General features: G+C 58.2%; 12 protein-coding genes. 7 read left to right on the top strand and 5 right to left on the bottom strand.

All coding sequences use genetic code 11. The features are described from left to right. Window positions 1-20: 20 nt before the first annotated feature. The 7 genes from ptaA (at window position 21) to BOP96_RS16300 (ending at window position 7,900) form a co-directional block, all read left to right on the top strand. Window positions 21-1,106, top strand: coding sequence for a pyoverdine biosynthesis transaminase PtaA (ptaA, locus tag BOP96_RS16330; RefSeq protein WP_014719861.1), 1,086 nt, complete (start codon window positions 21-23; stop codon window positions 1,104-1,106). A 197-nt stretch (window positions 1,107-1,303) separates the two neighbouring features. Continuing rightward, entirely contained in the window at window positions 1,304-2,020 is a 717-nt protein-coding gene (locus BOP96_RS16325) for a helix-turn-helix transcriptional regulator (RefSeq protein WP_014719860.1), read from the top strand. Window positions 2,021-2,269: 249 nt separating this feature from the next. After that, complete coding sequence (locus BOP96_RS16320; protein ID WP_014719859.1) at window positions 2,270-3,334, top strand: fatty acid desaturase family protein; 1,065 nt, start codon at window positions 2,270-2,272, stop codon at window positions 3,332-3,334. A 4-nt stretch (window positions 3,335-3,338) separates the two neighbouring features. Then, entirely contained in the window at window positions 3,339-4,310 is a 972-nt protein-coding gene (locus tag BOP96_RS16315) for a proline dehydrogenase family protein (RefSeq protein ID WP_032903658.1), read from the top strand. A gap of 14 nt (window positions 4,311-4,324) precedes the next feature. Continuing rightward, on the top strand, window positions 4,325-5,575 hold the full coding sequence (locus BOP96_RS16310; protein ID WP_014719857.1) for an ATP-grasp domain-containing protein: 1,251 nt from the start codon (window positions 4,325-4,327) through the stop codon (window positions 5,573-5,575). Then, the gene (locus BOP96_RS16305; RefSeq protein WP_019817486.1) at window positions 5,575-6,777 is read left to right on the top strand and encodes an MFS transporter; all 1,203 of its coding nucleotides are present in this window, start codon (window positions 5,575-5,577) and stop codon (window positions 6,775-6,777) included. The genes BOP96_RS16310 and BOP96_RS16305 overlap by 1 nt, the downstream gene beginning before the upstream one ends. Before the next feature lies 1 nt (window position 6,778). Next, the gene (locus tag BOP96_RS16300; protein ID WP_073453354.1) at window positions 6,779-7,900 is read left to right on the top strand and encodes an aminotransferase class V-fold PLP-dependent enzyme; all 1,122 of its coding nucleotides are present in this window, start codon (window positions 6,779-6,781) and stop codon (window positions 7,898-7,900) included. 10 nt (window positions 7,901-7,910) lie between these two features. On the opposite strand, the gene BOP96_RS16295 is transcribed toward BOP96_RS16300, so the two are convergent. The 5 genes from BOP96_RS16295 to BOP96_RS16275 all read right to left on the bottom strand — a co-directional run bounded on the left by BOP96_RS16295 (window position 7,911) and on the right by BOP96_RS16275 (window position 11,753). After that, window positions 7,911-8,627, bottom strand: a complete 717-nt coding sequence (locus BOP96_RS16295; RefSeq protein ID WP_073453352.1) for a hypothetical protein — start codon at window positions 8,625-8,627, stop codon at window positions 7,911-7,913. A 98-nt stretch (window positions 8,628-8,725) separates the two neighbouring features. Beyond that, window positions 8,726-8,980, bottom strand: a complete 255-nt coding sequence (locus BOP96_RS16290) for a Txe/YoeB family addiction module toxin (RefSeq protein ID WP_014719853.1) — start codon at window positions 8,978-8,980, stop codon at window positions 8,726-8,728. Next, window positions 8,977-9,231 carry a type II toxin-antitoxin system Phd/YefM family antitoxin gene (locus tag BOP96_RS16285; protein WP_003194039.1) on the bottom strand — a complete coding sequence of 85 codons (255 nt, stop codon included), beginning with the start codon at window positions 9,229-9,231 and terminating at the stop codon, window positions 8,977-8,979. Before BOP96_RS16285 ends, BOP96_RS16290 begins: the two co-directional genes overlap by 4 nt. Window positions 9,232-9,375: 144 nt before the next feature. Beyond that, window positions 9,376-10,629 carry a 2-aminoadipate transaminase gene (locus BOP96_RS16280; RefSeq protein WP_073453350.1) on the bottom strand — a complete coding sequence of 418 codons (1,254 nt, stop codon included), beginning with the start codon at window positions 10,627-10,629 and terminating at the stop codon, window positions 9,376-9,378. Window positions 10,630-10,739: 110 nt separating this feature from the next. Further along, window positions 10,740-11,753: a sensor domain-containing diguanylate cyclase gene (locus tag BOP96_RS16275; protein WP_019817488.1), complete on the bottom strand. Its 1,014-nt coding sequence runs from the start codon at window positions 11,751-11,753 to the stop codon at window positions 10,740-10,742. Between the last annotated feature and the right edge of the window lie 104 nt (window positions 11,754-11,857).

Raw genomic sequence — 11,857 nt, 5'->3', positions numbered from 1 at the left:
CTCTACAAGGAGTAGTCACCATGGTGCGTGTCAGTCGTCGATCCCTTCTCGCGCTGGGCGCGGCCCTGCCTGTGATGGGGCAGCTCAAATGGGCCCTCGCCAGCCCAGCGCCGACAAAATCTGACCAGGTGCTGCTCAATTACAACGAAAGCCCCTACGGCCCTTCAGACGCGGCTCGCCAGGCAATGCAGCGCGCGATTGCAGCGTCCGGACGTTACCCTTACCCCGATATGTACGCATTGGCCGCGCTGTTCGCCCAACAACAGGGTATAGCCGAAGACAACGTCGGGGTGTTTGCCGGCTCGATGGCTGCCTTGCGTTACGCAGTGCTGGCGTTTGCCAGCCAGACCCGCGGCCTGGTGATGGCCACGCCGTCCTACGAAGTCCCGCGCCAGGCGGCCGAGTCGATCAAGGCGCCGGTGCATGAAGTGAACCTGGATGCCCAGCACGCCCATGATGTGCCCGCCATGCTCGCGGCTGACCCACAGGCCGGCATGTTGTACCTGTGTAACCCCAACAACCCGACCGGCACCCTGACCTCGACCGATGCCATCCGGCGGGCCCTGGCGCACAAACCCAAGGGCAGCGTGCTGGTGGTGGACGAGGCTTATATCGAATTCTGCGATACCCCCAGTTGCGTGAGTTGGGTCAACGACCACGACGACCTGCTGGTGCTGCGCACCTTCTCCAAGATCTACGGCATGGCCGGTGCGCGCCTGGGCCTGGCGATCGGCCACCCGGCGTTGCTGGAGCGGTTGGCGGTGTTTGGCGGCGACAACGTCCCGGCCGGCGCCAGCTTGCTGGCCGCCCGTGCCAGCCTGGAAGACGCGCAACTGGTGGGCCAACGCAAAGCGCTCAATGCCAGGTTGCGCGATGAAACAATCGCGTGGCTCAAGGGCCGGGGCTTTAGCTGCACCGTCTCCCACAGCAACTGCTTCATGATCGACGTGAAGCGGCCGGCAGAGCAGGTGATTGAGCAGTTGGCGGCGCAGAATGTGTTGGTTGGGCGGGTATGGAAGGACTGGCCGCATTGGGTGCGGGTGACGGTGGGCAACTCGCGGGAGATGGAGCGTTTTCGCGAGGCCTTTGCGACGCAGGTGGTCTGATCAGGCGGCGCTATAGCTGCTCACGGTCGGTTCGCCATCGGAAGCACTGGACAAGGCCGTCAGGCGTGTTTCATTCTTTCCCCTGTTTAGAGAAATTTCCTACGGAGTGGGTCGGCTCTGATCAGAAGCTTCCGGATTGAAGCACTTCCGTCAGATCGCTAGCTTCACCCCGTTGTCACTCATCAGGGATGATATTCATGCGAAGCGATGGTCAAGCCAATAACAACACGCTCATTCAGCCCGCTGATGTGCGTCAATTGCTCGATGCCGAGCTGAGTCGACGTGGCCTCGGGCATTTCGAGGTTTATCAATGCGGGCCGACGCTGGACGAAGCGGAAATCATCACCAATTACCCCGATGCGCTGGACCGCGGTGACGCGGCGGATGATTTTTACCAACGCGGTCATTTGTTGTCCTTGTCCAAGCGCCGCATAAAACCGTTTTTCTGGAGCGATGAAAACATCCTGGCCCCTGCGGCAGAAGCGGTGCCGGTGCCGGGGCCGTGTGCGCCTGTGGGCGAGGGCGCCAGTTTTATTGTGCATGGCAACCAGGGTTTTTATTCCATTCTCAACCTGTGCAGTTTCGGAGAGCATCAACAGTTTCGCGAAAGAGTGCTGGCCAACAAAAGCGAACTGCAGATGCTGCTGGTCTCGGTTTACGACGAGGCGCTGGAAAGTGGTGCAACCTCGCCTGCCCCTGTTGTACGCGAAACCGTGCTGACGCCTCGCGAAACAGAGGTATTGTCCTGGACCAGCCTGGGCAAGACCTATAACGAAATAGCGCTCTTGGTCTCCATGAGCCCGCGTACGGTAAAGTTTCATATGAAGAATATCTTCAGCAAGTTGAATGTCACCAACGGCAAGTCCGCAATCCGTAAAGCCTTGCAACTGGGCTACATCCGCGAACAGGCCTGATCCGCAGGCCCCCCTCGTAAAAATACCGCGCTCGCCGATGATTTTTCATCGGCGAGCGCGCGCGTGCGCGCGTGATTTGGCGCTACCTGTCTAAAAGGGCAGCTTGTTCACTGTTAAGCGGTGCTTTAGTTTTTTTGCAGCCGATGAGTCTAGCTCAGGCAAAAAAAACAATAGGCGCAGCACTCAAAAAATCATCTTCGCCCTGCGCGGATCGAGTGCTGCAGCGCGCCGCTTAATTATGGAGTGATTATGCTGGTCGATAAAAACAAAGAACCTGCTAGCGAATACGCTGCCGGTATTTCCCGGGAAACATTCGGGATGCTTAAACACTTGTGTAAAAAAGATAACTATCACTGGGCCATCGCACTGGGTAAGGACTATGCAATTATTGCGTTTGCCATTTACCTGTCGTTGGGCATCAGCTATTGGTTCTACCCGGTTTCGCTGTTTCTAATCGGCACCACCCAACGTGCTTTGACTAACGTACTACATGAGTCAACCCACAAGGTGTTGGCAAAAAACCGTGCGATCAACTGGTTTGCCGGTACGTTTCTTTCTGGGTATCTGGTCTTCCACTTGTACCAGTCCTACAGCACTTCGCACATCAAGAACCACCACGTGCACTTGGGGCATCCAGAAAAAGACCCTGACTACAATTTCCATCTCAAGTGCGGCCTGTATGACCTTCAACAAAGCGAGCGCGAGTTCTTCTTGAAGAACGTCGTGATGGCGCTATCCGGCTACAGAACTCTTCAGTACATCAAGTATGTGGTCAAGGACCGTGTCCAGGGGCAAGACCCGCGCATCCGCAAGGAACGCATGATGATGTGGGCTTATTGGGCGGTAATTTTTGCTGTGGTCGCCTGGTTTGGGGTGGTCGCTGAATGGGTGTTGTTCTGGCTGGTGCCGCTGTTTACCACCGCCGTGGCCGTAGGCTGGATCATCGAGTTGGCCGAGCATTATCCGATGCCGGCGGTTGAGACCGACAAGTTGTTGCTGACCCGCAACCGTAAAGGCAATGTTTTGGAGAACTTCTTTTTCGGTCGCCACGACGACAATTACCACCTCGTGCATCACCTACATCCGTCCATTCCCCACTGGAATATGCGCAAGGCTCATAAGCTGCTGATGACTCACCCTGAGTACGCGCGCTGGGACAACCTGTGGGCCGGGATCTTTACCCGTGATCGGCAGAGCCGCCACAAGGAAACGTTGCTCAGTTACGCGTCCAAGTTCCGCGCTCACAAGATTGCCAACCACACCGACGATTCGAGTTTCGCACGTCGTATGCTCAACCAGTCCTACGGGGTTTAATGCCATGAACACGACCGACAACAGCCTGCTGGCAACCCTGGCCCTGAAGAAACTGGCGGCGAACAAAACCTATCGCGATTTGTTCCTGCAGAGCGAGACGCTGCGCGATTTCCTGCGGCCCGCCGCTCTTCGTTACATCATCTCCGAAGATCGCCTGGAGATGCTTGATAAGCTTGGGGCCCTGCTGGAGAAAGGCTATCGCACCGGTGTCGAGTTCGTTGGCGAGGAAGCGACGACATTAGCCGAGGTCACCACGGCTACCGATGAGTACCTGAAACTCATCGACTTGATTGCACAGCATCCCAAGCTTGAAGAACCCCCGCAGTTGGGGTTCGACCTGTCCAACGTCGGCACCATCATTTCCCGCGAACTGGCGATTGAGAACTGCTCGAAGATCCTCACCCATGCAGCCGATAAGGATATCGGTGTGATCATCAGTATGGAGCGTTCTCAATGGACGGATTCGATCCTCGATATCTTCCTGCAACTGAGCGGGCGCTTTCCCAACGTGGGTATCACCTTGCAGGCGCAATTGAATCGAACCCCGGATGACCTCGGGGCGGTCCTGGAAACGGGCTGCAAAGTACGCTTGGTCAAAGGCGTCTATGCTGAGCCTGCCGCGATTGCTTTACCGCGTGGCAATGCGCTCAACGAGCGTTACCTGGGGTTGCTGGACCGAATCAATGGCGGCCGTGGCCCGTTCGCTTTCGCGACCCAGGACCCACAGCTGGTTGAAGAAATCCTCACCAGCCGCATCGCCGACCGAGGCGAGCTGGAGATGCTTCACGGTGTGCGCCCTGAATTGATTCAGAAGGTGAAAAACCAGGGTCAGGTCAAGGCCCGCGTGTCGGCGGTGTATGGCATCAATTGGTACCTGCACCTGTTGCACCGTGTGGCTGAGTTTCCGCAGAACATTTTCCTGGCGCTGGATGACGTGGCTTCGCCACGGGCCTCTGAAACCGCCACTCATTACTGAAAAAGGACATTCTTATGAAGCAGTACGTCGCATTGGTGGATGTCTACTCGAGCGGTAATTTCCTGCCGCAATATTTTCGGGATGCGGGCTTCAGCCTGATCCATGTACAGAGTACCCCAGAGTTGATGCCGAGCATGCTCGGGCCGAATCTGTCGGAGTTCGAACACAATTTGGCGTTCAACGACAACGCTGAAGAGATCGTGCAACGCCTGCGCGAATTCAACGTAGTCGCCGTCATTGCTGGCCAGGAGCCAGGCGTGCCATTTGCCGACTACTTGAGCGAACAACTGCAGTTGTCCACTTCCAACGGCAGCGCGGGGTCACGTGCGCGCCGCGACAAGTTTGAGATGATCAATAAAGTCGCGGCCGCGGGCCTGTTGACCGCCCGCCAGATCAAATCCTCGGACCCCCAGCAACTGCTGGCTTGGGTAGAGGCCGGCCATGTGTTTCCGTGCGTGATCAAACCGCTGAGCTCGGCTTCGACAGACGGCGTCTCGATCTGCCACAACGTCGAGGACGTCAAGCGCGCCTGTGAGGAAGTCATATCCAACCTGGATATCTTCGGCCTGGCCAACACCGAAATTCTTTGCCAGTCCTACCTCAAGGGCCCGGAGTATATCGTCGATACCGTCAGCCGTGATGGGCAGGCCTACGTCTGTGGGATCTGGCGTTATGTGAAGCGTGAAATCAGTGGCGGCAAGAACATCTATGACCGTGACGTTCTGATTGCGCCGGACAGTGCCGAGGCCAACGTACTGGTCGATTACATCGTGCAGGCGCTCAAGGCGTTGGGTATCAATAACGGCCCAGCCCATTCGGAAGTGATCCTCACTGAAGCCGGCCCTGCGCTGGTAGAAGTCGGTGCTCGCTTGAACGGCAACATGGAGCCCCGATTCCACGACATCAGCCTGGGCGGCAACCAGGCGCAGCTCACCTATCTGGCGTACTGCGATGGTGAGGCGTTCAAGGCAAACTATGCCGGCAAGCGCTATCAAAAGCTCAAGGAAGCCTGTGTCATCAACACCGATACCACGCTGCAAGGTGAGGTCACTGGCTTCAACGACTCAGCTATCCAACTGATCGAGGCGCTGCCCTCGGTGCATAAGCTGAGCGTCAAATACAAGGCCGGCAAGTTGATGAAAAAGACCGTGGACCTGCTCAGCAGCCCTCTGCGGGTGTTTCTGGTATCGGAGAGCCAGCGCAGTATCGACGAGGATTACGAGCAGATTCGCCAGAACAAAGACCACGTCTATGTGATCCGCTGATGATGGGCACCTATCGCGCTTTACGTGGGCTCAATGCCCGCTTGCAGTTGCTGTTCCTGATCACCCTGGTGTTCCGCATGGGCACCATGGCGTTCCCTTTCTATGCGGCGTACCTGATTCATCAGCACGCCGTATCGGCGGGCACCGCAGGTTTGCTGGTGGGCGTGTATGGCGCGGGTGCGTTGTTTGTGGACTTGATCATCGGCGGGGTGATCAAACGTTTTTCTGCCAATCGGGTGATCCTCGGTTCGTTACTGCTCAATGCGGTGCTGCTGCTGATCATTCCGTCGGTGGATAACACCGTGGTGTTGTTTGTGCTGTCGTTTCTATGGGGGGGCTGCTACGAAGCATTCACCCCCGCCACGTTCTCCGAAACAGTGGCTCACAGCAGTAGCGAATCGCGCAAAGTGGCGTTCTCCTGCAACCGCCTGGCGATCAACATCGGCATGGCAATCGGGCCGCTCTTGGGCAGCCTGATTTTCCTGAGTAACGCCGATGCGGTGTTCTACCTCAACGCGGCGTTGTCCCTTGTCGCCTTTATCGCCTGCCTGTGGTTTGGGCGTACGGTGCCGGTGACACAAGGGGCTGGCGTTGCCAGTAAAGGCAATGGGCTGCCGGAAAGCGCAATGCACGAGCGTTCGCGCTTGCTGGTGATTCTGCTGGCAGCGTTGCCGGTGCACATCGCCTATGCGCTGCCGCCAACGTTTCTGTCGGCCTACATCATCAACTACACCGAGTTGCCGGCCTACTACGTCGGCATCATCTTTTTTATCAATGCACTGCTGGTGATTCTATTCGAAGTACCGATTAACCAACGCATGTCGCACCTGTCGAGCAGTCGCTCACTGGTGGCGGGTTTCCTGATGGCCGGCGTAGGGTTTTTCCTGATGGGCTTCAGCCATATCGGTGCATTGTTGCTGGCCGCCACCGTGCTCTGGAGCCTGGGGGAGATGGTTGTGTTCCCCGGTATCACCCACTACGTCAGCAGTATCTCCAGCCGTCACACCGTTGACCGCAACCTCGGCTATTACTCGGCGGGGGTGAATATCGGCGTGATGATCACACCGCCGCTGGCGTTCATGCTGATGTCACAGCCATCCCTGCCGTCGCCGTGGCTGCTGGCGGGTACGGTATTGCTGTTGTTCGCAGTGGCAGTGGGCGTGATGAAAGGATCGGCTGTTTTGTGGAACAAGGAAGCATGAAATGAATAGGGTGCATTTGAACACCGCCGGTGCGGGCCTGATGTCGTCGGCCACGCTCAATGCTATACAGCGTTTTACCTCCATTGAAGCGCAGATAGGCAGCTATGAAGCCGAGCTTGCCTATGAAGAGTTGCTCAACGTCGACCTGTACCGAGTGATGGCCGGGCTGTTGAATGCTCAGCCTTCACAGATTGGTTTTTTCAGCAGTGCCACCGAAGCCTGGACCAGCATCCTCGGCAAACTGCAATTTCCCCGGGGCAAGCGGGTCTGGGTATCAACTTCTGAGTACGCGGCCAACCTGATCTTCTTCAACTACCTCAAGTTATCGAGTGACATTCGCGTCGAAGTGATCCCCACCACGGCCACCAGCCCGCTGGATCTGGAGTGGGTGCGGCGTCATTTGGACGATGATGTGTTCCTGGTCAGTGTGTCGCACCTGCCTTCGTGCTGTGGGGTGATCAATCCGGTGGAAGCGCTGGGCGCGTCGCTCAAGGACGCGAATGCGTTGTATGTGGTGGATGCCTGCCAGTCGTTGGGGCAGTTACCGCTGGATGTGCGGGATATCCATTGTGATTTGTTGACAGGTGCGGGCCGCAAGTTTCTCTGCGGGCCCCGTGGCAGTGGGGTTGCTTACGTGTCGCCACGCTTGCTTGGCCAATTGCAGCTCAATTTTGCCGACTTGCACGCCGCCAGCACCGATGGCCAGGTCAACCGGCTGGACGTGGCCAGTGCGCGGGTGCTGGAAATTGCTGAAAAAAGCCTCTCGGCTCAGGTGGGCATGCATACGGCGCTGCAGGAGTATGTGCAGGTCGGCGGCGGGCAGGTGAGTACAGAGCCCTATGCGCTGCTGGCGAAGGAGTTGCGACGCTTGCCGCAGTTGACGATTATGTGCGATCAGTTCGAGCAGACTGGAATTGTCTCGTTTGTGCCGCACAACCTGCCGGCCAAGGCATTTGTCGGCCAAGCCCGCGAGCTGGGGCTCAACTTGTGGGCAGGCACCACCGCTCACACTCCGTTGTTGCTTAAGGACCTGGGCGTCACACACTTTGTGCGTGCCTCGGTGGGCCGGCATATCACTCTCGCCCAGGTCGAGCAGGCTCTTTTGACCCTGCGAAGTTTGTAGTGTTGGGCACTTACTGGGCGGCGATGGCGTAGCCGTCAAAGGCGCTTTGCTGTTGCAGCGCGGTCACGATGCTCTTGCGCGTGACCGGCTGCTCGGCGCCGCTGTTGTCGATGAAGGTTTCGCTCGCAAGCTCCGCCTCGCTGCCTTCGCCTACAAAGGTGAAGCCCAGGAACTCCAGCGCTTCGCGGTCCACATTGAGCTTGGAGCGCGGCGTGCGCAGCGGCAGGGTGACGCTGATGCCATCTTTGCTGATTACAAACACTTCGGTGTCTTTCTTGGTGCGTGCAGCTTTGCCCTTGCCGGCGCTCGGGTTGCTGATGGCCTGGTGCGACTGGTTAAGCACCTTGAGGGCCAGGCCATAGACCAGTTCCTGGAACTCGGGATCGTCCTTGAAGCTGGACAGGATGCGGCTGATCGAGAACTGACTGCTCAGGTGTTCCAGGGCGGCGTTGTCTGCGGCTTCGGCGTCTTTCAATTGCTTGAGCTGGCCCATCAGCTCATAGGCTTTGTCATCATCGAAGGCATCGTGGGCCTGGCGGATGGCAACGCGCAGCTCGCGGATCTGGTCGCTTTCTTTGGAGGTGTGAAACGCGTCCAGCACCATCTCGCTGATGATCTTGGTGGCTGGCACATGCTGTGAAAGATTGATGGCGTTTTCGTATTCGGCTTTGGCGTGCAGGGCGACTACGGATTCTTCGGCGGATTTTTCGGTGTAGGAATCAGACATTAAAATTTCACTGCGTAGTATGCGGAGAGACAAAAAACGTCGGGCATTTTCAGCGGGTGGGGGGATCAGGTCAAGGTGGCTGGGGCGTCAGAATAATTTCAGTAGTGGTAGCGGCACATCAATATTTGTACTTCATCATCCTCGATGCCATAAACCAAACGATGCTCCGCGGTGATTCGTCGAGACCAGAAACCACTCAGGTTATGTTTGAGGGGTTCAGGCTTCCCCACGCCGCCGAACGGGTCTCTTTGTATGGCCTTGATCAAGAGATTGATGCGCTTGAGCCCGGCTTTGTCGTTCTGTTGAAACCAGAGGTAGTCGTCCCAGCCTTCAGGGGTAAAGAGTATTTTCATTCTTCAATCAACCGCCTTGGCTTGGCTTTGCCTGCTCGTAAGCTGTTGACTGAGTTAATGAGACGTTCGGCATTTTTAGGCGAGCGCAGCAGGTAAGCCGTCTCTTCCAGAGCATTGAACTCTGATAACGAGATCATCACCACGGGCTCGCCTTTTTGTCGAGTCAGTAGAAGTGGGACGTGATCATCGTTGACGCGGTCCATCGTTTCGGACAGATGGGCTCGGGCGTTGGTGTAGTTGATAGTTTCCATGGGGACTCCTTGTTGGGTGGGTTTAACGTACAGAAATAAGTACATATCCACAACGGGAATCTTATCAACGGTCATCCACCTCGCCCGGACTTCACGAACAAGCTCAACGACTGAGTGGAGCAGCGTCAAACCTGTTGATACATGTTACTCGTCCAGTTCTTCGAGGCACGCCTGGAGAATATCCAGACCTTCCTCCAACACCTCAGGCTCAATGGTCAGCGGGGCCAGCAAGCGCACGATGTGCCGCGACTTGCCGCTGGGCATCAGCAACAAGCCAGCCTCTCGCGCCAGCTCCAGCAGTTGCGCCAGTTGCTTGGGAGCGGGTGTGCCGTCGGCATGGGCCAGTTCAATGCCCCGCATCGCGCCGACACCGGTGAGGCGGCCCAGGTAGGGCGACAGTTGCTGTGCGCGCCAGGCTTCATAGCGGCCCACAATCGCGGCCGCCTGCGCGACGCCCCAGGCGTGCAGGTTTGTGTCGCTCATCACCTCAAGGGTCGCCAGCGCCGCCCCACAGGCGATGGGATTACCCGAGTAGGTACCGCCCAGGCCGCCTTTGGGCAGGTTGTCCATCAGCGCCTTGCGCCCGACCACCGCCCCCAGCGGCATGCCGCCGGCGATGCTTTTGCCGAGCAGCAGCAGGTCCGGCTCGATGCCCAGGCGCGAGAAGGCGAAACGCTGGCCGGTGCGACCAAAACCCGACTGGATTTCATCAATGATCAGCAGGATGTTGTGCTGGTCGCAGAAGCGCCGCAGCGCCTGGGCGAACTCAGTGTCCAGGGCGAGAAAACCGCCTTCGCCCTGTACCGGCTCGATGATGAAGCAGGCCACATCGGTTACGTCGATCTCCACGCTGAACAGACGCTCCATGGCCTTCAGCGCTTCGGCGCAGGACATGCCGTTATCGGTACTGGGGTAGGGCAGGTGATACACAGGGCCGGGCAGTACACCGACCTTCTGCTTGTAGGGCGCGACCTTGCCGTTGAGGTTGAGGGTCGCCAGGGTGCGCCCGTGGAAGGCGCCGTCAAAGGCGATCACCGCCGTGCGCCCGGTGGCACCACGGGCGATCTTCAGGGCGTTTTCCGCCGCCTCGGCACCGCTATTGGTGAGCATGCCGCTGACGGGGTATCCCACCGGGATAAAGGCGCTGAGACGTTGCATCAACTCGATGTAGGGCGTATGCGGTGCGGCGTTGAACGCGTAATGGGTTAGCCGGGTGGCTTGCTCGCAAATGGCCGCCACCACGGCCGGGTGGCAATGGCCCAGGTTGAGTACGCCGATACCGCCGACAAAGTCGATGTAACGCTTGCCCGCCGTGTCCCAGACTTCGGCGTTTTTACCGTGGCTCAGGCTGATGGGGTGAACGATGGAAATCGACTGGCTGATGCTAGCGTGGCTCATGACTCGGGGACTCGGCAGTGGTGGGCGCAGCGCTATCTAAGCCGCGCGCCTGGCCTTGCCGCAAACGAAATAAAGTTGCCGGGTCATTCCACCTTGGAAGGAGCTGCGGCCTATTCCGACACCCCATCCTTGCCCGCCGCCTTGGATCGGTACAAGGCTTGATCGGCCCGCGCCATCAGCGCCGCCGGAGATTCCCCCATGCGCCGCTCTACTACGCCCAGGCTCAGGGTAACGTTCAACGCGCCCAAGGGGGCCGCCGCCTTGATTTTATGGCGAATCCTTTCGGCCAACTCTTTGGCCGTGTCCAGGCTGCTTTTGGGCAGCACCACCATAAACTCGTCGCCGCCCCAACGCGCCAGCAAGTCGCTTTTACGTACGCAGGCTTCCAGGTGTTCCACTACCCGTATCAGCGTCTGGTCGCCGACGCCGTGGCCGTATTGGTCATTGATCGGCTTGAAGTCATCGACATCCATGGCCACCAGTGCCAAGGGCAGGCGGAAGCGCTCGGCGCGGTCGCATTCCTCCAGCAGCACCTTTTCCAGGCGGTACCGATTGGCGATGCGCGTCAGGGCGTCCCGCTCGGCCAAAGAGCGGTTTTCGTCCAGTTGCAATTGCAGTTGCTGGTTGACGCGCGACAACTCGAGGGTGCGCTCCGCAACCAGTGCTTCCAGGGACTGGTTGCGCTTTTGCAACTGTTCGATGGAGCATTTGCGCGTATGAATATCGCGGTGTGCGCCGACCATGCGCGCCACGGAACCGTCGGGGTTGCGGGCAATGACGTAGCCGCGGTCCTCGATCCAGAGGTACGTACCGTCTTCTTTTCGGCAACGGTATTCGGCCCGGTAATGAGCGGCGCGTTGGCTGATGTAGTCATCGAACACCGCCATCACGCGAGGGTAATCCTCGGGGTGGATCACGTTCTCCCAGGTGAAGACGCTGTTTTCCAGGGAGTGGTGGGAGTAGCCAAGCATTTCGTACCAGCCGGGATTGCGGTAGACGAAGCCGGTATTGGCGTTCCAGTCCCAGATGCCATCACTGACCAGTTCCATGATGGCGTGCAACAGGTCGACGTTAAGGTCGGACACTTCATTGCGTAGCGGTTCTTTGCCGGATGTATCGTCCATCTGCGCGCTTCCTGCGGAGGGCTGGCGCCCAAGGCCAGTCATGGTTGACGCCGATACTCCGCGGCTGGCGCTACTGTACATCGGCGCTTGCGCGCTTTGAATAG

The organism is Pseudomonas sp. FSL W5-0203 (assembly GCF_001896155.1).
Classification (GTDB): Bacteria; Pseudomonadota; Gammaproteobacteria; order Pseudomonadales; family Pseudomonadaceae; genus Aquipseudomonas; species Aquipseudomonas paracarnis.
Note: the sequence above shows the minus strand (reverse complement) of the source record. Positions and strands in the feature narration are given on the sequence as shown.